At 68.4% G+C, this 22,243-nt stretch carries 21 protein-coding genes and 1 pseudogene; 11 read left to right on the forward strand and 11 right to left on the reverse strand.

The annotated features are described in order from the left end of the window. Positions 1-32: 32 nt before the first annotated feature. From cysC to rfbA, 4 genes are all read left to right on the forward strand, one after another. Positions 33-1,943: an adenylyl-sulfate kinase gene (gene cysC / locus EDC22_RS14775; RefSeq protein ID WP_132807447.1), complete on the forward strand. Its 1,911-nt coding sequence runs from the start codon at positions 33-35 to the stop codon at positions 1,941-1,943. Between the two features lie 84 nt (positions 1,944-2,027). Beyond that, positions 2,028-3,461 carry an MBOAT family O-acyltransferase gene (locus EDC22_RS14780; RefSeq protein ID WP_132807448.1) on the forward strand — a complete coding sequence of 478 codons (1,434 nt, stop codon included), beginning with the start codon at positions 2,028-2,030 and terminating at the stop codon, positions 3,459-3,461. A gap of 13 nt (positions 3,462-3,474) precedes the next feature. Further along, positions 3,475-4,638: an alginate O-acetyltransferase AlgX-related protein gene (locus EDC22_RS14785; RefSeq protein WP_132807449.1), complete on the forward strand. Its 1,164-nt coding sequence runs from the start codon at positions 3,475-3,477 to the stop codon at positions 4,636-4,638. Between the two features lie 126 nt (positions 4,639-4,764). Further along, a complete protein-coding gene (rfbA, locus tag EDC22_RS14790; RefSeq protein WP_132807450.1) occupies positions 4,765-5,640 on the forward strand; it encodes a glucose-1-phosphate thymidylyltransferase RfbA in 876 nt (291 codons plus the stop codon). Between the two features lie 38 nt (positions 5,641-5,678). Here rfbA and rfbD read toward each other — a convergent pair whose 3' ends face one another. The 5 genes from rfbD to EDC22_RS14815 are packed head-to-tail and all read right to left on the reverse strand — an operon-like array spanning position 5,679 to position 9,786. Then, positions 5,679-6,572, reverse strand: coding sequence for a dTDP-4-dehydrorhamnose reductase (rfbD, locus tag EDC22_RS14795; protein ID WP_132807451.1), 894 nt, complete (start codon positions 6,570-6,572; stop codon positions 5,679-5,681). Positions 6,573-6,588: 16 nt separating this feature from the next. Further along, on the reverse strand, positions 6,589-7,650 hold the full coding sequence (gene rfbB, locus EDC22_RS14800; RefSeq protein WP_132807452.1) for a dTDP-glucose 4,6-dehydratase: 1,062 nt from the start codon (positions 7,648-7,650) through the stop codon (positions 6,589-6,591). 3 nt (positions 7,651-7,653) lie between these two features. Beyond that, on the reverse strand, positions 7,654-8,223 hold the full coding sequence (gene rfbC, locus EDC22_RS14805) for a dTDP-4-dehydrorhamnose 3,5-epimerase (RefSeq protein WP_132807493.1): 570 nt from the start codon (positions 8,221-8,223) through the stop codon (positions 7,654-7,656). 19 nt (positions 8,224-8,242) lie between these two features. Continuing rightward, positions 8,243-9,025 (reverse strand): ABC transporter ATP-binding protein, encoded by a 783-nt coding sequence (locus EDC22_RS14810; protein ID WP_132807453.1) that lies wholly within the window; start codon positions 9,023-9,025, stop codon positions 8,243-8,245. Next, positions 9,022-9,786: an ABC transporter permease gene (locus EDC22_RS14815; protein WP_132807454.1), complete on the reverse strand. Its 765-nt coding sequence runs from the start codon at positions 9,784-9,786 to the stop codon at positions 9,022-9,024. Before EDC22_RS14815 ends, EDC22_RS14810 begins: the two co-directional genes overlap by 4 nt. Positions 9,787-10,038: 252 nt before the next feature. On the opposite strand from EDC22_RS14815, the gene EDC22_RS14820 reads away from it, so the two are divergent. Then, positions 10,039-10,275, forward strand: coding sequence for an HP1242/YdcH family protein (locus EDC22_RS14820; protein ID WP_132807455.1), 237 nt, complete (start codon positions 10,039-10,041; stop codon positions 10,273-10,275). Positions 10,276-10,289: 14 nt separating this feature from the next. Then, positions 10,290-11,201 (forward strand): annotated as a pseudogene (gene puuE / locus EDC22_RS14825) (allantoinase PuuE); the annotation flags it as partial. A 160-nt stretch (positions 11,202-11,361) separates the two neighbouring features. Here puuE and EDC22_RS14830 read toward each other — a convergent pair. The 3 genes from EDC22_RS14830 to EDC22_RS14840 all read right to left on the reverse strand — a co-directional run bounded on the left by EDC22_RS14830 (position 11,362) and on the right by EDC22_RS14840 (position 13,976). Beyond that, positions 11,362-11,790, reverse strand: a complete 429-nt coding sequence (locus EDC22_RS14830) for a hypothetical protein (protein ID WP_132807457.1) — start codon at positions 11,788-11,790, stop codon at positions 11,362-11,364. A gap of 140 nt (positions 11,791-11,930) precedes the next feature. After that, positions 11,931-12,158, reverse strand: coding sequence for a hypothetical protein (locus EDC22_RS14835; RefSeq protein ID WP_132807458.1), 228 nt, complete (start codon positions 12,156-12,158; stop codon positions 11,931-11,933). Positions 12,159-12,398: 240 nt separating this feature from the next. Continuing rightward, the gene (locus EDC22_RS14840; protein WP_132807459.1) at positions 12,399-13,976 is read right to left on the reverse strand and encodes a phytoene desaturase family protein; all 1,578 of its coding nucleotides are present in this window, start codon (positions 13,974-13,976) and stop codon (positions 12,399-12,401) included. A 321-nt stretch (positions 13,977-14,297) separates the two neighbouring features. Here EDC22_RS14840 and EDC22_RS14845 point away from each other — a divergent pair, with 321 nt between their 5' ends. The 3 genes from EDC22_RS14845 to EDC22_RS14855 all read left to right on the forward strand — a co-directional run bounded on the left by EDC22_RS14845 (position 14,298) and on the right by EDC22_RS14855 (position 17,348). Further along, complete coding sequence (locus tag EDC22_RS14845) at positions 14,298-15,089, forward strand: cyclase family protein (RefSeq protein WP_132807460.1); 792 nt, start codon at positions 14,298-14,300, stop codon at positions 15,087-15,089. Positions 15,090-15,239: 150 nt separating this feature from the next. Then, positions 15,240-16,820 (forward strand): phytoene desaturase family protein, encoded by a 1,581-nt coding sequence (locus tag EDC22_RS14850; RefSeq protein WP_132807461.1) that lies wholly within the window; start codon positions 15,240-15,242, stop codon positions 16,818-16,820. Positions 16,821-16,838: 18 nt separating this feature from the next. Then, positions 16,839-17,348 (forward strand): MarR family winged helix-turn-helix transcriptional regulator, encoded by a 510-nt coding sequence (locus EDC22_RS14855; RefSeq protein ID WP_132807462.1) that lies wholly within the window; start codon positions 16,839-16,841, stop codon positions 17,346-17,348. A 93-nt stretch (positions 17,349-17,441) separates the two neighbouring features. On the opposite strand, the gene EDC22_RS14860 is transcribed toward EDC22_RS14855, so the two are convergent. From EDC22_RS14860 to ygfZ, 3 genes are all read right to left on the reverse strand, one after another. Then, positions 17,442-18,365, reverse strand: coding sequence for a pirin family protein (locus EDC22_RS14860; protein ID WP_132807463.1), 924 nt, complete (start codon positions 18,363-18,365; stop codon positions 17,442-17,444). A gap of 105 nt (positions 18,366-18,470) precedes the next feature. Continuing rightward, a complete protein-coding gene (locus EDC22_RS14865; RefSeq protein ID WP_132807464.1) occupies positions 18,471-19,127 on the reverse strand; it encodes a YfbR-like 5'-deoxynucleotidase in 657 nt (218 codons plus the stop codon). 230 nt (positions 19,128-19,357) lie between these two features. Beyond that, complete coding sequence (ygfZ, locus tag EDC22_RS14870; RefSeq protein ID WP_132807465.1) at positions 19,358-20,284, reverse strand: CAF17-like 4Fe-4S cluster assembly/insertion protein YgfZ; 927 nt, start codon at positions 20,282-20,284, stop codon at positions 19,358-19,360. A gap of 128 nt (positions 20,285-20,412) precedes the next feature. Between ygfZ and EDC22_RS14875 the strand changes: the two genes are divergently transcribed. Both EDC22_RS14875 and EDC22_RS14880 read left to right on the forward strand, forming a co-directional pair. Then, complete coding sequence (locus EDC22_RS14875; RefSeq protein ID WP_132807494.1) at positions 20,413-21,747, forward strand: dihydroorotase; 1,335 nt, start codon at positions 20,413-20,415, stop codon at positions 21,745-21,747. A gap of 5 nt (positions 21,748-21,752) precedes the next feature. After that, the gene (locus tag EDC22_RS14880) at positions 21,753-22,235 is read left to right on the forward strand and encodes a GNAT family N-acetyltransferase (RefSeq protein WP_132807466.1); all 483 of its coding nucleotides are present in this window, start codon (positions 21,753-21,755) and stop codon (positions 22,233-22,235) included. The last annotated feature ends 8 nt before the right edge of the window (positions 22,236-22,243 follow it).

The raw sequence follows: 22,243 nt of genomic DNA on the forward strand, positions 1-22,243 counted from the left end.
TCCCCGCTTCTGTCATGTCTGAAGGCTCCATCATGAACGTCGGACCCGTTCCCAAGAAGCCGGTCTTCGGCCGCGAGGCGACACGTCAGCTGCTGCGCATCGTCATCGTCGGCCATGTCGATCACGGCAAGTCGACCCTGGTCGGCCGGCTGTTCCATGACACCGGCTCGCTGCCCGAGGGCAAGCTCGAGGCGATCCGGCGGATGTGCGAACGTCGCGGCATGCCGTTCGAATGGGCGTTCCTGATGGACGCGATGCAGGCCGAGCGCGACCAGGGCATCACCATCGACACCTCGCAGATCTGGTTCAAGACGGAGAAGCGCGACTACACGATCATCGACGCTCCAGGTCACAAGGAATTCCTGAAGAACATGATCACCGGCGCCGCGCAGGCGGACGCCGCCGTGCTGGTGATCGACGCGACCGAGGGCGTGCGCGAGCAGTCGCGCCGGCACGGCTACCTGCTGCATCTGCTCGGGGTGCGCCAGATCGCGGTGGCGGTCAACAAGATGGACGCGGTCGCCTACAGCGAGGATGTCTTCGCCGAAATCGAGACCGAATACCGCGCCTATCTGAACTCGATCGGGGTGGTGCCGACCTTCGTGGTGCCGGTATCGGCGCGCGAGGGCGACAACATCGCGACGGTGTCGCCCCGGATGCCCTGGTACACCGGTCCGAGCATCGTCGAAGCGCTGGATTCCTTCGCCCTGCCAACGGCCCATCTCGACCGCCCGCTGCGGCTGCCGGTGCAGGACGTGTACAAGTTCGACGACCGGCGGATCATTGCCGGCCGCATCGAGTCGGGCCGCCTGCATGTCGGCGATGAACTGGTGTTCTCGCCGTCCAACAAGACCGCGCGGGTGAAGTCGATCGAGGTCTGGCCCGAACCCGCCGACAAGGATGCGCGTCCGCAGACCGTCGGCGCCGGCCAGTGCGTCGGCATCACGCTCGACGAACAACTGTTCATCGAGCGTGGCGATATTGCCTCGCACCTCACCAATGCGCCGATCGAGACCGAGGTGTTCCGCGCCAAGATCTTCTGGCTCGGTCGCGAGCCGCTCACCAAGGGCAAGAGCTACAAGATGAAGCTCGCCACCAGCGAGGCCCGGGTCAGCGTTCAGGAAATCGAACATGTGCTCGACACGACCGACCTGTCGTCAGCGGCGATGGACCGGGTCGAGCGCAACCAGGTCGGCGAGGTCGTGCTGCGCGCGCGCCGGCTGCTCGCCCTGGACGAGCACAACCGCAACAGCCGCACCGGCCGCTTCGTGCTCATCGACGGCTACGACATCGCCGGCGGCGGCATCATCTCGATGGAGGGCTATGCCGACCAGCGCCAGCTGGTGACGCAACGGGCAAGCAACATCACGCGCGTCGAGCACGGCGTACCGACCGAGCTGCGCGAACGCAAGAACGGCCACAAGGGCGGAGTGCTCTGGTTCACCGGCCTGTCGGGCGCAGGCAAGTCCACGCTGGCCACGCGGCTCGAGCGCGAACTGTTCGATCGCGGCTATCAGGCCTATGTGCTGGATGGCGACAACATCCGCTTCGGCCTCAACGCCAATCTGGGCTTCTCGCCGGAGGAGCGTGCCGAGAACATCCGTCGCGTCGGCGAGGTGGCGGCACTGTTCTCGCGGGCCGGGCTGGTGGCGATCACGGCATTCATCTCGCCGTACCGCTCCGACCGCGACCGTGCCCGCGCCGCCGCCAACGAGCGGTTCCACGAGATCTACATCAAGGCCGACGTCGAGACCTGCGAGCAGCGCGACCCGAAGGGTCTCTACCGGAAGGCGCGTGCCGGCGAGATCAAGGAGTTCACGGGGGTTTCCGCCCCCTACGAGGCGCCGGAAAACCCCGAACTCGTCATCGACACCACTGCGCTGTCCATCGACCAGGCGGTGGCCGAGCTGATCCAGTATGTGGAGAAGTCCTTCCGAAACTGACCGGATGCGGCCGGTGCGTCCGCGGACCGGCGCTCCCCTGGTCCCGGCGCCAGCCTGACCGGGGGCCCAGGCGTCGGGGCGCAGATGGTCTTCTCCTCCATCGAGTTCCTGTTCTTCTTCTTGCCGGCGGCGGTCGGCGTCTACTTTCTCGTCCCGATCGCCGGGCGCAATCTGGTCCTGCTTGCCGCCAGTCTGATCTTCTATCTGTGGGGATCGGGCGCGCTCGTCCTGATCCTGCTCGTCTCGATCCTCGTCAACTACGGCCTCGGGGCGCTGGTGGGACGTGCGACGGCTGCCGGCGACCGGAGGCTGGCCGGCCTATCGATTGCGGCGGCGGTGCTGGCGAACCTCGCCATCCTCGGCTACTTCAAGTACGCGAACTTCATCGTCCTGCAGATCAACGCCGTCGGCGACCAGATCGGCCTCGGCACCATCGCCTGGGACGGCGTGGTGCTGCCGATCGGGATTTCGTTCTACACGTTCCAGGCGATGTCCTACGTCTTCGATGTCGCCCGGGGCGCGGCGCGGCCGGCGCGCAGCCTGCTCGACTTCGCGCTCTACGTCTCGATGTTCCCGCAGCTGGTCGCTGGTCCGATCGTGCGCTATGCCGCGGTGGCGAAGGAACTGCGCCAGCGCAGCACGCGGCTCGACGACTTCGCCGAAGGCGCGCAGCGCTTCGCGCTGGGACTCATCAAGAAGGTGGTGATCGCCGATTCCCTCGCGCCCATGGCCGATGCCGCCTTCGCCTCTTCCGGAGCCGATCTGACCTTCGCCACCGCATGGATCGGACTCGTCGCCTACACGATCCAGATCTATTTCGACTTCTCCGGCTATTCCGACATGGCGATCGGGCTCGGCCGGGTCCTCGGCTTCCGGTTCCCCGAGAACTTCGATCGGCCCTATTCCGCGCATTCGATCACCGAGTTCTGGCGGCGCTGGCACATGAGCCTGTCGAGCTGGTTTCGCGACTACGTGTACGTGCCGCTCGGCGGCAACCGTCTGGGCACGACGCGGACCTATCTGAACCTCTGGCTGGTGTTCCTGATCACCGGCCTGTGGCACGGTGCGGCCTGGACCTTCGTGGCCTGGGGAGCCTGGCACGGCATGCTGCTGGCGATCGAGCGCGCGACCGGCTGGCGGGAGAAGCGCTTCACCAGCCTGCCGGCGGTGATCGGCGCGCGGGCGCTGACGCTGCTGCTGGTGATGATGGGCTGGGTCCTGTTCCGCGCCGAGAACCTGCCGGCCGCCTGGGCCTATTTCACCGCGCTGGCGAGTCCGGATCTGACCGGGATGTCGGACCCGATGGTGCGGGCAAGCGGCAACCGCGCGCTGCTGACGCTGGGACTGGCGTCGCTCGTCTTCCTGCTGCCGCGACGCTTCCGCATGCCGGATGCGTTGATGCGCGACGATGTTGCCGGCAAGACGGCGCGAACGCTGGTGCTGATCATCGGTTACCCCTATGCGCTGGTGCTGGTGGTAGCCGGCGCGTTCACCGCCTTCATCTACTTCCAGTTCTGAGGTCAGCGAGCCGATGCGCCGTCACGAGAAGATCCTCGCCGCCGCGATCGTCGCCCTGCCGCTGGCACTCGGCTTGCTCGGCGCGCCGCTGACCCGCGCCGACACGGCCGACCTCAACCGGCTCCCGACCAGGTTCCCGGAGATCCGGCTGTCGGCGATGCTGGATGCCGAAACCTACGCGGACATCGGCGCCTGGCTGCGCGATCGCATGCCGCTCAGGGCGAAGATCCGAACGCTGGAGGCGAAGTTCAATCGCGGCGTGTTCCGGGATGTGGACGATCCGGCCATCCTGCAGGGCAAGAACGGCTGGCTCTACTTCGATCCGGCAATCTCGCTGGGCCTGCGGCACGACTTCGATCCGGCCGACGTGCGGGCCGGGATCCTGCGGCTGAAGCAGGAGGTCGAGGCCGCCGGCAAGACCTTCCTGTTCGCGATTGCGCCGCACAAGGAGACGATCTATCCGCAGAACCTGATGGATCGCGACCGGCGCCGGCAGGAGATCGTGCGCGAGCGGCTCGAATCGTTCCGGGAGCTGATGCGGCGCGAGCCGGTGGACGGGTTCATCGATGCCTGGGACGAGTTGGAGGCTGCCGCGGCGGCCTCGCCGACGCCGCTCTACTATCCCCGCGATACCCACTGGTCGCCGGTCGGCGCCATCGAGATGAGCCGGCTGGTGGTGAAGGCGCTGGCGCCGGACATGCCGTTCAACCTCAACCCGAAGCTCGGCCGGCCCCGACCCTACACGCCCGATCTCGTCCAGTATTCCGGTCTGAACGAGACCGAGATGTTTCCCGCCATCGAGTTCTTCCGTCCCGGCGTGACGTGGAAACGGGCGGGCGACGAGATGGGCAGCCGAACCCGTACCGTCCGGTTCCTTTCGCGCTCCACGCGCAAGGCGTCGCCGCTGCTGGCGCAGAAGCTCGTCGTCATCACCGACTCCTACGGCATGGCGATGCCGCATTCGCTGCGTCCGTTCTTCCGGGAATCAACCTTCATCATGGTCGGCTCGGGTTACACGGAACTCGCGCGCAGGGCGCTCGCTGCCGCCGACGTGGTGCTGTTCATCCGCGTCGAGCGGTTCATGTACGATATCTCCTACGACCGCCCGTTCTCGACCGACAGCGTCGAGGTGCTCGACCTGCTCGGCACGCTGAGACGGAAGCCACCCGCCGTTTGACCGGCGATCGCGCACCGGATAGTGGAGCACTGCGCGGGGCCGGGGTGGCGGCGCCGCGGCGGTTTGCCATCCACGCCACGCCGCGGGGCGCGACCGACCGACACACGCAGACAGGCAGGACGGACAATGAAGGGCATCATTCTGGCGGGGGGCAGCGGCACCCGGCTGCACCCTCTGACCTATTCGCTGAGCAAGCAGCTGCTTCCCGTCTACGACAAGCCGATGATCTACTATCCGCTGTCGGTCCTGATGCTCGCCGGGATCCGCGACATCCTGGTGATCTCGACGCCGGAGCACCTGCCGCTGTTCGAGGCGCTGCTGTCGACGGGCGAGCAATGGGGCATCAACCTCAGCTACGCCGTCCAACCGAAGCCGGAAGGTCTGGCGCAGGCCTTCATAATCGGAGCGGACTTCATCGGCGCGGATTCGTGCGCGCTCATCCTCGGCGACAACATCTTCTACGGCCACGGCCTGCAGGAGCAGCTCGAACTGGCGGTCGCCCGCCAGCAGGGGGCGACTGTCTTTGCCTACCAGGTTGTCGATCCGGAACGCTACGGCGTGGTCGAGTTCGACCGCGACGGGCGCGCCATCTCGATCGAGGAGAAACCGCAGCAGCCGCGCTCCGACTGGGCGGTGACCGGCCTGTACTTCTACGACAACGACGTCGTCGCCATCGCCCGCGACGTAAAGCCGTCGGCGCGCGGCGAACTGGAGATCACCACGGTCAACCAGACCTATCTCGAGCGCGGCCGGCTGAGCGTCGAACGCCTCGGACGTGGCTATGCCTGGCTCGATACAGGCACGCACGACTCACTGCTCGAGGCCGCCTCGTTCATCCAGACCATCGAGCGGCGTCAGGGTCTGAAGATCGCCTGTCCGGAGGAAATCGCCTTCCTCAAGGGCTTCATCGACCGCGCGGCACTGACGGCCGCCGGCGAAAAGCTCGCCAAGACCGAGTACGGCCAGTATCTGCTGCGCCTTGCGGCGCGCAGCGCCCCGTAACCGCTGGCGCGATGCCGGCGACGCAGTCGCGCGGCAGATCAGATCTCGCCCAGCAGGTCGGCGACCACACCTTCCAGGGTCGCCTGCCAGTCCGGCCGGCCGATCCCCCAGACCTGCTCGATGCGGCTGCAGTCCAGCGCCGAGTTCGCTGGACGCGGGGCCGGCGTCGGATAGGCCGACGAGGGGATCGGCGACAGCCGCGGCGCGGCATAGCCGTGTCGGGCCGCCACCGCGAAGATCGCCCTGGCGAAGCCGAACCAGGTCACCGTCGGCGCGCCGGCATAGTGAAAGGTGCCGAAGCCGTCGGCGCGCCCGTCCAGCAATTCGGTGGCTATCCGTGCACAGGCCGAGGCGATGGCGTTGGCTGGCGTCGGCCCGCCGCGCTGGTCGTCGACGATGGCGAGCGCGTCGCGCTCGCGTCCGAGGCGCAGCATGGTGCGGACGAAGTTGTGCCCGTGGCCCGCAAAGACCCAGGCCGTCCTGAGGATCACGTGCTGGGGGCAAGCGGCGCGGATCAGCGCCTCGCCCTCCGCCTTGGTGCGGCCGTAGACGCCGAGCGGGGCGACCGGATCGTCCTCGTGCCAGGGATCCTGCCGGCGGCCGTCGAAGACGTAGTCGGTGGACAGATGGATCAGCGCGATGCCCGCGCCTGCGCAGATCTCCGCCAGCCGGCCTGGCCCCAGCGCATTGAGGGCACGGGCAGCCTCGCCGTCGCGCTCAGCCCGGTCCACCGCCGTGTAGGCTGCGGCGTTGATGACCAGCGCCGGCGCGGCACGCTCCAGAACCGGACTGATCGAACCGGGCGCTGCGAGATCGAACCCGTCGGCGCGGCCGAGCGCCATCACGGGGCGTCCGGCGATCTCCCGCAGCCGGACGAGCTCGGTCGCGACCTGGCCGGATCGGCCGACGACGAGGATGGGAGCGGCGGCCATCGACCCGCACCGCCGCTCAGCCGGCCTTCAGGCCGAGGCGCTCGCCGGCGTAGCGTCCCTCACGGATAGGCCGCCACCAGCGCTCGTTGTCGAGATACCAGTCGACGGTCGCCGCCAGTCCGCTCTCGAAGGTCTGCGTGGGCGCCCAGCCGAGTTCTCGCGCGATCTTGGACGCGTCGATGGCGTAGCGCAGATCATGACCGGGACGATCGGCGACGAAGGTGATCAGATCGCGGCGCGAACCGCCGCCGCGGCGCGGCCGGCGTGCGTCGACCAGATCGCACACCGCCTCGACCACCTCGAGGTTGGTACGCTCCGCATTGCCGCCAATATTGTAGGATTCGCCCAGCCGCCCCCGTGTCAGCACCAGTTCGAGGGCGCGGGCATGGTCCTCGACGAACAGCCAGTCGCGCACGTTGGCGCCGTTGCCGTAGACCGGCAGCGGCTTGTCGTGCAGCGCATTGAGGATCATCAGCGGCACCAGCTTCTCGGGGAAGTGATAGGGGCCGTAGTTGTTGGAGCAGTTCGACAGGACGACCGGCAGGCCATAGGTGTGCCACCAGGCGATGACGAGGTGATCAGAGGCGGCCTTGGAGGCCGAATAGGGCGAGGACGGCGCATAGGGTGTCTGCTCGGTGAATCGGCCGGAGTCGAGCGGTAGCGAGCCGTACACCTCGTCGGTCGAGACATGATGGAACCGGAACGCCGCCCTGCGGTCGGCCGGAAGGCCGCTCCAGTACTCGCGGGCCGCCTCCAGGAGCTGGTAGGTGCCGACGATATTGGTCTCGATGAAGGCGGCAGGACCATCGATCGAGCGGTCGACATGGCTTTCGGCGGCCAGATGCATGACCGCGTCGATATCGGCCTCGCGCATCAGCGCCAGCATTGCCTCGCGATTGCAGATGTCGAGCCGGACGAAGCGATAGCGCGGATCGTCCGCCACCGGCTCGAGCGAGGACAGGTTGGCCGCGTAGGTCAGCTTGTCGACATTGACGACCGAGTGGCCGGTGTTGCGGATCAGATGGCGGCAGACCGCTGAACCGATGAACCCCGCCCCGCCGGTGACCAGTATCCGCATCGCTCACGCCTCATGATAGCCGAAATAGTCCGGCAGGTCGGACAGGACGGGATGGCGGCGATCCTTGTCGGACAGCACCGCCTCGGCCGGCGCCACTGGCCAGGCAATCCCGAGCGCCGGATCGTCAAAGGCGAGCCCGAGATCGTGATCCGGCGCGTAGTAGTCGGTCACCTTGTATTGGACCTCGGTATCCGGCTCAAGCGTACAGAAGCCGTGCGCGAAGCCCGGCGGGATCCACAGCTGGCGCCAGTTCTGCGCAGACAGTTCCACCGCCACGTGGCGGCCGAAGGTCGGCGAGCCGCGCCGGATGTCCACCGCCACGTCGAGAACAGCGCCGCGGGTCACACGCACGAGCTTCCCCTGGGCATGGGGCGGAATCTGGAAATGCAGGCCGCGAATGACGCCGCGCTGCGCGGACATCGAATGATTGTCCTGCACGAAGTCGTGTCCGATGCCGGTCGCCTCGGCGAAGCCGCGACGGCTCCAGGTCTCGGAGAAGAAGCCACGGTGGTCGCCGAAGCGCTTCGGCTCGAGGATCAGGATCTCGGGAATGGCCGTCCGCTCGATTGTCAGCACCGGTCGATCGCCTCGTTCAGGAGAAGGATTCGTCTACCAGATCGGGCGCCGGCCCGGTCTCTTCCTCATAGGCGGCGAGCACCTCCTTCGGCGAGCCTTCCATGCGTGTCACCCCCTTGTCGATCCAGATGACCCTGTCGCACAGCTTCCGGTGGGTGGCAGGGTTGTGCGAGACCAGTACAACGGTCCGGTGTTTCGATGTGATGAGATCGCGGATCGTCGTTGCGGCCTTCTGACGGAAGGAGCGGTCACCGGCCGACAGGACCTCGTCCATCAGCAGGACGTCGGGAACGAGATGCACGGTGGCCGAGAAGCCGAGCCGCGAGCGCATGCCGGCCGAATAGGTGAAGATCGGCTCATCGATCTTGTCGCCGAGCTCGGAGAACTCGATGATGTCGGGCATCCGGGCGCGGATCTCCGCTGCCGGAAAGCCGCGCAGCATGCCGTTCAGCATGATGTTCTCGCGGCCGGTGAGATAGCGCTGGAACCCGGACTGCGGGGAGAGGATCGCCGCATCGAGGTCACCGCGACGCACCGTGCCGCGATCGGCGTCGATCACTCCGGCGAGAACCATCAGCAGGGTCGACTTGCCGACGCCGTTGCGTCCGATGATCCCCAGCGTCTCGCCGCGATAGACCTCGAGCGTGACGTCCTTGAGCGCCCAGACACCGGCGCGCGAGAACGGCCCGGCCTTCTTGGAGCGATAGCGCACGCCGACATTTTCGAGCCGGATCACCACCTCCGTGCGGTCCGCTGCCGCTGGCACCTGGTCGAGCCGCGCGATGTCGCTCACGGTCATGGCAGCACCTTCACATAGGTTCCGCGGAACCGGCGCAACAGCAGGGCCCCGACCGACACCACGAGGCCCGACAGCAGGATGATCAGCGCCAGACGGCCGAGATCAGGAACCTGATCGTGCAGGATGATCTTGCGTGCCGCGTCGAGCAGGAATGCGACGGGATTGAGGAAGAACAGCTCCTGCACCTCCGGCGCGAGCCGATCCACCGAATAGAAGATGCCGGACATGAACATCAGCGCCCGCAGGCCGAACTCGATCACCTTCTCCAGATCCGGGACGAAGGGCATGAACACGGCCAGCACGAAACCGAGCGCACTGCCCAGCGACAGCATGGCGACGAGCACCAGCGGCAGCGCGGCATAGGACGTGCCAGGATGGTAGCCGTAGATCCAGGCGCCGACCAGGAAGGCACTGAACGGGACGAGGAAGCGTACGGTGTTGGTCAGAACGGCGATCGTGGGAAACAGCGTGATCGGCAGACGCAGCGTGCGCATCAGCGAGGCGGCACCGGCAATCGAATTCGCCGACGACTGGACGCAGACGCCGAACCACCGGTACATCAGTACCCCGATCGACAGAAAGGCGATGAACTCCGGCGCCCGGGTGCGCATCAGGATGTCGAAGACGACGTAATAGACCGCCACGAAGATGATCGGGTCGATGAACCACCATGCGATCCCGAGAAACGTCCGCTGACGCTCGGTCCTCAGATCGGCATAGATGCGATAGGCGACGAGGCGCCAGTAATGGCCGGGCGTCATGGCGCGGCCCGAAAGGCGTCAGCGGTTGCCTGTATCGGCGATGTGCCCCCTGCGAGGGGTCGCAAAGCGGCGGCGGACGGGCGAACGGCAAGAGGAGATTTCATAGCGCGCTGCAGCGATGTTCTCTTCCTGCGGGGATGATCGTCGCGGGGATATCGGATAGGTCCGCCGGTGGCAAGAGCGCGGGACGGCTTGATCTGCCGTGTCGTCCATGCGACAGCCGACCGACGACCGGCATCGCAGGTAGCCGCCATGAGCCATACGCCGCATGAGCTGCACGAGGAATTTCCCAAGACCGCCGACCGCATTCTTGCAGTCAAGACATCGGCCCGGCACTTCACCCGCCGAGCGGATGCGTATCACCACCTGAACCGCGACATCCATCGTGCCGAAAGCGATATCGAGCCGAGCGGCGACGCGCATCTCGAGGAGATGAAGAAGCAGCGGCTCACGCTCACGGACGACATCTTCGCGCGTCTCGACGCCTGAGCGGGAGCAACGCAATGGCCGGCGCCTGGACGGACTATCCGCGCGACATGATCGGCTATGGACGGACGCCGCCGCACGCCGACTGGCCGGCCGGCGCCCGGCTCGCGGTGCAGTTCGTGATCAACTACGAGGAAGGCGGCGAGAACTCGATCCTGCACGGCGATGCCGCCTCGGAGGCCTTCCTGTCGGAGATCGTCGGGGCAGTGCCGTGGCCAGGCCAGCGGCACATGAACATGGAATCGATCTACGAATACGGCTCGCGGGCCGGCTTCTGGCGGCTGTGGCGCATGTTCACCGCGCTCGGCCTGCCGGTGACGGTCTATGGCGTCGCCATGGCGCTTGCCCGCAATCCGGAGGCCGTCGCCGCCATGCGCGAGGCGGATTGGGAGATCGCCAGCCACGGCTACCGCTGGATCGACTACCGGGATGTCCCAGAGGACGAGGAGCGCCGGCATCTGGCGGAGGCGATCCGCCTCCACATCGAGACCACCGGCTCACGACCGCTCGGCTGGTATCTCGGCCGCTGTTCGTCGAACACGCGGCGGCTGGTGATGGAGGAGGGCGGCTTCCTCTACGACTCGGATTCCTATGCCGACGACCTGCCGTACTGGGTCGCCGGGCCGCACGGACCGCATCTGGTCATCCCCTACACGCTCGATGCCAATGACATGCGTTTCGCCACCGCGCAGGGATTCAATTCGGGCGACCAGTTCTTCGCCTATCTGAAGGACAGCTTCGACGTGCTGTACGCGGAGGGCGCGGACCGGCCGCGGATGATGTCGATCGGCCTGCATTGCCGGCTGGCCGGGCGGCCGGGCCGGGCGGCCGCGCTGGCGCGGTTCCTCGACCATGTGCTGCGCCACGAGGATGCCTGGGTCTGCCGACGCATCGACATCGCCCGCCACTGGCACGCGCGACACTTCCCGAAGGCGTGAACCGGGGCCGGTGCATCGGCCTTGCAGCGCGCCGGGCGATCTGTCGAGCAGCCCGGCTGTCGGGCGACCCGGGCGTCGGGGCCCGGCAGCCCGACCGTCCAGCCGTGAGCAGACCCGCCATGCCCCCGGACAATCTGCCAGGACGCCACAGCTAGCGGGGCCGATCCGGCGGCAGCACCACATCCTCGACCATGCCCTCCAGCCAGGAGCGGTTCGACTGGCCGGTACGGCGGGCGACGGCACCCTGGGCGACGGGACTGCCCTCGAGCCTGGGATAATCGGGAATCTCACGCTCGAGGGCGGACTGCCAGCCTTCCCAGCTGCGCAGCTCGGTCAGGTCGATCCTGTCGATCCGCATCGGCTCGACGAGTACCGAGAAGAACAGCATGCCGGAGCCGAGATAGACGAGCGCCACCGACTTCTCGCCGAGCTCGCCCAGCCCCCGCCGCGTCCAGAACAGATAGCCGGCGATCAGGTTGAGCACGAACAGGTAGGCCAGCATCGGCGCGCCGCCGACGCTCGCCTGCAAGACGGTCGGAACGACGACCAGCAGCGTGAACAGCCAGATCGCAACGCCCATCTGTATCCCGGTCATGTGTGCGGCGAAAGGATCTGGGCGATGGTAGCGTCGGCTGCCCACCCCGGATAGGGGCCGGTTCACCCCTTGGTTACCATGAGCGGCGGAAGACGGCCGCACCGGCCCCGCCAGCTGGCCTCGGTTCAGTTCGCCTGGCCGGCCATCTTCTGCGCCTCGAGGATCATCGCCGTGCCGAGCTGGGCGATTGCCTCCCGGTGCAGGGTCAGCGTCACGGTGCCATCAGGTGTCATGATCGCCAGGATGCCGACCGATGTCTCCACGGGATGCTGGCGGATCTGGTAGCGCAGCGCCGGCAACAGCACTTCGGCTCGGACATAGCCCTTGCGGGGCTTGGGGGCGGTTTCGTCCATCGCGACGGCTCTCCTCGGCATGCGCAACGTTTCAACCTGCCCGTTTCCCACCAAACGCGCCGCCGTTCAACCAGCAAGCTTCAGTGCGATCCGGGATCGGGAGATCCTTCATGGAATGTCCCTGCGCCGCGACGTCGGCGCTGCGATCCGCTCGGGCCGGATCGCGCCGCGTCCGACCCTGCGGCAACCGCAGGCGCCCGACCGGCACAGGTCGCATTTCGCCAGCAGGATCAGGCCCGCTCACGCCTTGCCCGCCAGCGCCTTCGCCAGCAGGAAGCCCGACCCGGCGCCGGTACCGCCGCCCGGCCAGGTCGCGGCGCCGATCATGTAGAGCCGGTCGACCGGCGTCCGGTAGCGCGACCAGCCCGGTGCCGGGCGGAACAGGAAGTGCTGGTCGAGATGGTGGCTGCCCGACAGACTGTCGCCGCCAACGAGGTTCGGATTGTCGCGCTCGAGGTCGAGCGGCGACAGCACCGTGCGCGCGAGGACCTTCGCCGACGTTCCCGGCGCATAACGGTCGATGATGGCGACGACCCGGTCGGCATAGGCATCCTTCGCCGCGTCCCAGTCGTGCGCGGCGATCGCGCCGGCGGCATCGCCGCGGATCGCGGACGGCAGCACCCGCACCTGGACCCAGAGAATGTGCTTGCCGGCGGGCGCCCGGCTCGCGTCGATCGCGGTGGGCTGGCCGACGACCAGCAGCGGCTCGGCAGGCAACAGCCCCGCCATGGCCTGCTGGTATGTCGCCGCCATCATGTCGAGCGACGGCGCGAGATGGACATAGGCGAACCGCCTCAGCTCGGCGCCCGCCGTCCAGTCGGGGAGATCCGACATGGCGAGATGGATCATCATCGTCGCCGGTCCCGGCCGCAGCGCGGCAATCTTCCGCGCGGCCGGAGCGGCAGCACAGGGGCCCGACAGCAGACGGTCGAACAGGATGCGGGGATGCGTATTGGCAATCACGGCGCGAGCGGCCGACAGCCGCCGGCCGTCGGCAAGCTCGACGCCGCGCGCCGTGCCCCCCTCGGCAAGGATCCGCACCACCTCCGAACCCGTCAGCACCTCGCCGCCGAGCGCCTCGATGGACGTCGTCATCGCGCGGATGATGGTGTCGGCGCCGCCCCTGCCGAGCGCCATCCCGAAGGCCTGGTCGGCCATCGACTCGAGATAGGGGAACAGCGCCCCGCCAGCCACATCCGGGGCATAGTCGAGATGCATGCCCCAGGCCCCGAGCATCGCCTTCACGCGCTCGTCCGAGAAGCGGGCATCCAGGAAGGCGCGGGTCGAGGAGGCGAGCAGCCGGCCGGTGTCGAGCAGCCAGCCGGTACCGTTCGCCCGCCAGGCCTTCCAGAGGATGCCGGCAAGCTCTCGGGAGGGCATCGGCGCCCCCAGCAGGGCGAAGATATGCGGGGCGTCACGGCCGAAATCGCCCATCATCCTCCGCCACGCCTCCGCGTCGGATTGCGAGATCGCGGCGATACGGGCGAGATTCGTCTCGGCGTCCTGACTGACGCCGAGCCAGCTGCCGTCCGGAAAGGCGCTGGCGAAACAGTCGGTGGCACCGACGAACTCGAGGCCCGCCTGAAGCAGCCTGTCCTTGTGCGCCTGGAAGAAGGGCGATCCCGCGAACAGCCCGAGATTCATCGCATAGAGGTCATGGCGGAAGCCTGGAAGCGTGATCTCCGCAGTCTTGACCGCCCCGCCCGCGACGCGGGCCCTCTCGACGACGGCGACGCGCCAGCCCTTCGAAGCCAGATGCACAGCGGCGGCAAGCCCGTTGTGACCCGCACCGACGATCACTGCGTCATAGCTCGTCATGTCCTGTTCCCCCGCGTCCAGCAGCGGATCGAAATTAGCCACAGATGCATGGACCGGTCCATCGCCGACTGGCGAGCCGGTCCCGCCAGCGCCTTCGGCCGACCGGCCAAGCCGACCTGAATGAGGCTACAATTCCATGAAAATGAACAGTTTTCTCTCCCGGATGACCATCCTTCCGTCTCCACAGGGGCGCTGTCTGAAGGTCAGATCAGCCCGTATCAATTACTTGCATTCCCATACGGCCCGGCTAGTCTGGCCTGACGGCAATGCCTGCGGCAGGACCTGCGGAGCCAGTCCGCACCACGTTGAGGGGAGATGACCATGAACGCTCAGGCCGTCCTGGCGGAACTCGCCAGCGCGCTGAAGTCCGGATCGATCGAGGTGGTCGACTTGACCGCGCCACTCGGACCCGACACGCCGTTGATCAAGCTGCCGCCGGAGATCGGCAAGAACACCCCGAAGGTCGAGATCCATGAGATCTCGAATTACGATCAGAATGGCCCGTTCTGGGCATGGAACTGGCTCAAGCTCGGCGAGCATTCCGGCACCCATTTCGATGCCCCGGTGCACTGGATCACCGGCCGCGATCATGCCGACGGCTATACCGACACGCTGCCGGCTCAGAACCTGGTGGCGCCCGCCTGCGTGATCGACTGCTCGAAGGAGGTCGCCGCCGATCCGGACTTCCTGCTGACCGCCGACCACGTCCGCGCCTGGGAGAAGGAACACGGCGAGATCCCGGCGCGCAGCTGGGTGCTGCTGCGCTCCGACTGGTACAAGCGCAACGGTTCCGAGGAGGCCTTCCTCAATGCCGACGAGACCGGTCCGCATTCGCCGGGCCCCAGCGTCGACTGCCTCGAATACATCCTGTCGAAGGACATCATCGGCTGGGGCAGCGAGACCGTCGGCACCGATGCCGGCCAGGCCGGCGGCATGAATCCACCGTTCCCGGCGCACAACCTCGTCCACAAGGCCGGCAAATACGGTCTCGCCAGCCTGTGCAATCTCGATCGACTGCCGCCGACCGGCGCCATCCTGATCACGCCGCCACTCAAGATCGTCAGGGGCACCGGCAGCCCGCTGCGCGTCCTCGCCCTCGTTGCGCGCGGCTGAAACGGACACCGGTCATGGGCTCCGGCACGCTCGTCGTCCGCCCGGCCCTGCGATCCCGGATCGGCCGCCGGCCGTCCGCAATGGCGCAGGCGCGCGAGGGGGAACGGTGCGTCGTCCGGCGGCCCGGACGAGAACGAGGGGGAGCCGCCGATGGCTGATACCGACTACGTCATCGTCGGCAGCGGCATCAACGCGCTGGTCGCGGCGGCGCTGCTGAGCCGGCGCGGCAACCGCGTCGTCGTGCTCGAGCGCAGCGACCGCCTCGGCGGTTGCATGATGACCGCGGAAGTGACCGTTCCTGGCTTCCGCCACGACGTGATGGCGGCAACCTTCGTGCTGTTCGTGCTTTCTCCGGCCTATGCCGAGCTGGGGCCCGATCTCGCCAGGCACGGTCTGTCCTTCGCCCACACCGATACGCCGACAGGCGTCGTGATGCCGGATGGCGACGCATTGGTGCTGCGGATGGACCGCGCAGCGAATGTCGCGGCCTTCGAGGCGCTCGCGCCGGGCGACGGAACCCGATTTGCCGCCGACATGGATCGGCTCGGGGCAGATGCACCGTTCCTCTTCGCCCTTCTCGGCGGCGCGCTGTGGTCCTGGAGTACCGCCAGGGCGGTCGCCCGCGAGACGTGGCGGCGCGGCCCGCGCGGCCTCGCCGCCTTCTTCGGCGAGGCGCTGGAAACGGCGCGGGGCTGGCTCGAGCAGGGCTACCGATCAGAGCGGTTCCATGCGCTGATGGCACCCTGGGTACTGCATTGCGGGCTGGGCCCGGAGGCAGCGTATTCCGGCCAGATGGCCCGTGTCGTCGCCTTTGCGCTGGAGGCGGCCGGAGCGCCGGTCGCGAAGGGCGGGGCGGGCGCCGTACCAGCCGCGTTCGCCTCGCTGATTGCGGCGAATGGCGGCATCTGCCGCACAGGCGCCGACGTGGTGGAGATCCTGCTCGACGGCGCCGGCGACGCGCGCGGCGTGCGGCTGGCCGACGGCGGCGAGATCCTCGCCGCGCGCGGCGTGATCTGCTCGGTCACGCCGACGCAGCTCTACGGGCGGCTGCTGCCGCCGGACAGCGTCCCCGCCGGGATCGCCGCGTCGGTTGCCGGCTATCGCTACGGCAAGGGCGACATGCAGATCCACTATGCGCTCGATGCGCCGCCGCGCTGGACGACACCGGGGCTCGAATCGGTGGCACTGCTGCATCTCACGCCGGGTCTCGACGGCGTTTCCAAGGCGGCCAACGAGGCCGAGCGCGGCATGATCCCGGAGGTGCCGACGATCTGCGTCGGCCAGCCCTCGGCGCTGGATCCGTCCCGCTGCCCGCCGGGCAAGGCCGTCTTGTGGGTGCAGTTGCCGGAGGTGCCGCGGCATGTGAAGGGCGATGCGGCGGGCGCATTCGCCATCCCCGCCGACGGGCGCTGGACGGAGGCGCTGCGCGAGGCGTATGCCGACCGGGTCGAGGCGATCCTGGCGCGCCATATCGAGAACTTCGCGGCGATCCGGCTCGCCCGGCGAGTCTATTCGCCGGCCGATCTCGAGGCGCTGAACGTCAACCTGGTCGGTGGCGATCCCTATGGCGGCTATTGCGGTCTCGACCAGTTCTTCCTGTGGCGGCCGTTCAAGGGCTCGCGCAACCATTCCACTCACGTCGGACGGTTGTATCATATCGGCGCATCCACCCATCCCGGCCCCGGGCTCGGCGGCGGGTCGGGCTATCTGCTGGCCAAATCGCTCGGCTGACGCCGGCGCGGAGACACCATGACCGAGGGGCCGTTCCTGACCGCCATCCTGTCGCGCGATCCGCGCGGTCCGGACTCGATTCCCTCGATGGGCGAGATCGGCCTCAATCACTTCGCGCCCTACCTCATGAACCGCATCATGGCGCGGTGGAACGCCGACCTCGCCGAGGCGCTGAAGGCCTACGACATGACCACCACCCGCATGCGCGTGCTGGCGGTGCTGAGCATCAGTTCGGGCATGACGGTGAACGAGCTGGCAGTGTTCACCGTGACCGAGCAGTCGACGATGAGCCGAACGCTCGACGCCATGGAGGAACAGGGGCTGATCCGCCGCCAGGCCCGACCCGACGACATGCGTGTGCGCGAGGTGCACATCACCGATGCTGGCCGCAGCGCCTTCGAGGAGGTCTGGCCGATGATGTACGAACAGTATGTCAAGATGTTCGCGGGCATCGGCACCGACGAGTTCCAGGCCTTCATCGGGACGCTGCACAAGGTTCTCGCCAACATCCGCCGGCACGGCATCTGACCGGCGTCCCCTCCGCCCCCCTGCCGTGGCAGGCACAGCGGGCCATGGCGGCCGGATCGGCCCCGCGCAGCCGCCCGCCGCGAACCAGACCGCCTATCCCGACGGTTCGGGAAGCGGGATGAACTCGCTGTCACCGGGGACCGGCTTGAAGCGGCCGGTCTTCCAGGCCTGCTTCGCCTCCTCGATGCGCTCCCTGCGCGAGGAGACGAAGTTCCACCAGATGTGGCGCGGGCCATCCGCCGCCGCCCCGCCGAGGAACAGCATCCGTGCCCGGTCCGCCGCCTTGACGGTGATCCGGTCGCCGGGCCGGAAGATCAGCAGGCGCGGACCCTCGAAGCGGTCCCCGGCGATCTCCACCGTGCCCTCGACCACGTAGATCGCCCGCTCCTCGTGGTCGGCGTCCAGTGGGGCCGATGCGCCGGCCGCCAGCACCACCTCGACATAGAACCAGTCCGACAGCCGGGCGACCGGCGCGGTAGCGCCGAAGGCAGAGCCGGCGATCACCCGCGCGCTGACGCCACGGTCCTCGACGAGCGGCAGCACGGAGGCGGCAAAATGCTGGAACGAGGGATCGGTCTCCTCGTGCGCCTCGGGCAGCGCGATCCAGCTCTGGATGCCGTGCATCGCCCCACCGTCGCGGCGCACATCGCCGGGCGTCCGCTCAGAATGGGCGATGCCGCGCCCGGCCGTCATCAGGTTCATGGCGCCCGGCGTGATCTCCACCTCGTTGCCCTCGCTGTCGCGATGCATCACCCGGCCGTCGAACAGATAGGTAACGGTGGCAAGCCCGATATGCGGATGCGGCCGCACATCCATGCCCCGGCCACCAACGAACTGCACCGGCCCCATCTGGTCGAAGAAGATGAACGGCCCGACCATCTGCCGCCGCCCATGCGGCAGCGCCCGGCGCACAGCGAAGCCGCCGAGATCGCGGGCGCGCGGCACGATGACGAGATCGAGCGCCTCGCAGGAGCGCGGATCGCCGAGGACGGGGTCTTTCGAGGGAAGCCAGGACATGCGGGACGGGCTCCGGGAGACGGAGGTGACGTCAAGGGGAGATAGGTTGCGTGCACAGCTTTGGAAGGGGCAGGCGGCACCGTCGCCCCCTCCTCCGGCCTCCCCCTAGCCGCCCCACAGCTCCCCGAACCGCGTCAAGAACCGCGCCTCGGCCTGCGCCACCGGCAACGGTTGCAGCTTGAACAAGGCCTCCAGCCTCTCCCCGCCGAGCTTCCCCGGCCGACCGAAATAGCGCTGGGCTTCGCTCAGGGTGAAGCCGGCGAGCTGGGTCGCCTCGAGGAAGGCGGCGGCACGGTCAGCGCGCTTGATCGCGGCGCTGACAGCAGCCGGCAGTACCGCTGGCAAGCCGAAGCGCAGGTGGACAGCGGCCAGGATCCGCCCCTCCACCGCCTTGTAGCCATCGCCCAGCACCGCCTTGAAGGGGCTGATGATGTCGCCGATCACATATTCCGGCGCATCGTGGAGCAACGCCGCCAGCCGCCAGGCAGAGGTCGCCGCCGCGCCCTCCTTCCCGGTGGCGAGGGCCACCCGGCCGAACAGTTCCTCGACCAGCAGGCTGTGCTCGGCGACCGAGAAGGCGTGATCGCCCGTCGTCTGGCCGTTCCAGCGCGCGACGCGGGCGAGGCCGTGGGCGATATCGGCGATCTCGATGTCGAGCGGCGAGGGGTCGAGCAGATCGAGCCGCCGCCCTGACAGCATCCGCTGCCAGACACGCGGGGCGGCGGCCGAGCCCCGCGCCGTGCTGCGCGCGGCCCGGGTCATGCGAATCGTCTCATCGGATGTCATCGGATGCAGCCGGTCAATCGTTCCGAAACGACCGCAGTCAAGCATGGTCGACAGGCGGAAGCCACCGCTGCGCGTGCCTCCTGCCGGCGGCGGGGAGAGAGCCGAGACGGCAGCGGCAGCGCCCGTCCCCTGTCTGTGCGGGAGAGCGGGTGCGCTGCGCTGGTCGTGAACCACCGGACAGGCGGAGGCGCAGCGACGGCCGCGCCTCAGCCAGCCCTGTCCTCGCCCGGCCAGGCGAAGGTGGCCCAGGCTGGGCGGAGCGGGATCAGCGTCGCCTCGCCGCTTCGTACTGCACCGTCCGGCAGCCTGCCGTCGACGAGCGCGTCGGCCAGCCGGTCGAGGCGAAGAAGCGCGATGCCGGCCGCCCCGGCCGACGAGCCCATCGCCCCCGACGCCTTGCCGGCGATCTCGACCGGCGTGCCGGGCTCGGGGGCCGGGCCGGCGATCGTCACGGGCACGAAACGGCTACGAACGGTGCCGCGATGGTGCATCCGCGAGACCACCTCCTGCCCGACATAGCAGCCCTTGCCGAAGGCGACACCATGCAGCTGATCGAGGTTCGCCTCGTGCGGAAACACCTCGCCGGGCTGGTAGTCACGGGACAATTCGGCGACGCCGAGGCCGATGCGGTGCGCCTCGAAGGCCGCCATGTCGGCCACGGCGAAGCGGCCACGAATCGCATCGACCTCGCCGGCGGCAACGATCGCCCGCCAGCCGAGCGCCGGCCAGCGCGGATCGGCGACGGCGCCTGGCGCATCAGGGGCCGCCTCTGCACGGCCGGGATCGCCCCAGACCGCGATGACCGCAAGATCCGGGCGCTGGGCGATGTCGATCTTCGCCCTCAGACGATAGAACATCAGCCGCTTCTGAAGTTCGGCCGCGATCCCTGCCGGTGTATCGAGCAGATATTCCCCGTCGGGGCGCGCGTGGATGATGAATTCGAAGGCGATCTTGCCCTGCGGGGTGAGCAGCGCCGCGGCGGCCGCGGCGCCGGGAGAAAGTTCATCCATGTCTGCGGTCACGAGGCCGTGCAGGAACGCCTTGGCGGTGGCCGCCCCGTCCGGCGCGCCCACTGCAGGCCTGAGCGCGACCACGCCGCGTCCCGTCAGCCGTGCCGCATAATGAGCGCTCATGCCATGCCTCCCGCCACGCGCAGAGCAGCCTGTCGGATCATCCCCGAGACTTGCCGCCCGGACCGATGCTAGGTATGGCCCGGCCGGGCCGGTGACAAGGCGGACATCGGCGGAAGGGCGGGATGGCGATGGGCGAACGCTACGATCTGGTTCTTGCGGGCGGCACGGTAGTCAACCACGACGGGGTGGGCCGGCGCGACATCGGCGTGCGCGGCGGAAGGATCGCCGCGCTGGGCGCGATTCCGGCGGCGAGCGCCGGCGAGTGGATCGACTGCACCGGGCTCACCATCCTGCCCGGCGTCATCGACACCCAGGTACATTTCCGCGAGCCGGGCGCCGAGCACAAGGAGGATCTCGAATCCGGGTCGCGCGCCGCCGTGCTGGGCGGCGTGACGGCCGTGTTCGAGATGCCGAACACCAACCCCCTGACGGTCAGCGCGGCCGCGCTCGCCGACAAGCTCACCCGCGCGCAGGGGCGGATGCACTGCGACCACGCCTTCTTCATGGGCGGCACGCGCGACAATGCGCACGAGCTCGGCGAGCTGGAGATGCTACCCGGCTGCGCCGGGGTCAAGGTGTTCATGGGGTCATCGACCGGCTCACTGCTGGTCGAGGACGATAACGGCATCGCCGAGATCCTGAGGCACATCCGCCGCCGCGCCGCTTTCCACGCCGAGGACGAATTCCGCCTGCGCGAGCGGCTCAGCGAGCGCGTCGCGGGCGATGCGGCGAGCCATCCGGTCTGGCGCGACTCCGCCGCCGCGCTGATGGCAACCGAGCGGCTGGTGCGGCTGGCCCGCGCCGCCGGCAAGCGTATCCACATCCTGCATATCTCGACCGCCGAGGAGATGAGGTTCCTCGCCGGCCACAAGGATGTCGCCAGCGTCGAGGTGACACCGCACCATCTGACGCTCTCGGCCGACGACTATGCACGGCTGGGCACGAAGCTGCAGATGAATCCGCCGGTTCGCGACCGCGCCCATCGCGACGGCCTCTGGGCTGGCGTGGCGAACGGGGTGGCCGACATCCTGGGCTCCGATCACGCGCCGCATACGCTGGCAGAGAAGGAAAAGCCCTATCCCGCCTCGCCGTCCGGCATGGCCGGGGTGCAGACGCTGGTGCCGGTGATGCTCGACCATGTGGCGAAGGGCCGGATGAGCATCGAGCGCTTCGTCGACATGACCTCGGCCGGACCGGCCCGGCTGTTCCAGATCGCCGGAAAGGGTCGCATCGCGGCGGGCTACGACGCCGATTTCACCGTGGTCGACCTCAAGCGCAGCGAAATCCTTACCGACGCCTGGATCGCCTCGAAGGCGGGCTGGACCCCCTATGCCGGCATGGCGGTCACCGGCTGGCCGGTCGGGACGATCATCCGCGGCAACCGGGTGATGTGGGATGGCGAACTCGTCACGCCGTCGGTCGGCGCGCCGGTCCGCTTCCTCGAAACGCTGGCGCGCGGCTGACCGCGATGCCAGCGACGATCCGGCCGGCCGGCCCGGGCGACGCAGACGCGCTCGTGCGGCTGATCGGCGGCCTCAACGCCCATGTCGGCGCCGAGACGGGCCGGATGACGCGCCAGGTGCTGATGCGCGACGCGTTCGGACCGGCGCCCACGCTGTCGCTGCTGGTCGCCGCCGACGGGGCGGCGGTCGTCGGCTACGCGGCATGGTGCGATGCCTATGACACAGAGCACGCGATGGCCGGGGTCTACCTGATCGATCTCTTCGTCGAACCGCCGGCCCGGCGGCGTGGCATCGCGCGCCGGCTGATGGCGGCCGTTGCGGCGGCAGCCCGGACGCGCGGCCGTGGCTTCGTCTGGTGGACGGCGCTGCCGACCAACGCCGAGGCGGCCGCCTTCTATGCGAGCATCGCCTCGCATTCGGAGTTCATGGTGGCGCATGCCCTGTCCGGCGCGCGCTTCGAGGCGCTGGCCGACGAGGCCAGTCGGTGAGTGGCGCC

It is taken from the genome of Tepidamorphus gemmatus, from assembly GCF_004346195.1.
Lineage (GTDB): Bacteria > Pseudomonadota > Alphaproteobacteria > Rhizobiales > Tepidamorphaceae > Tepidamorphus > Tepidamorphus gemmatus.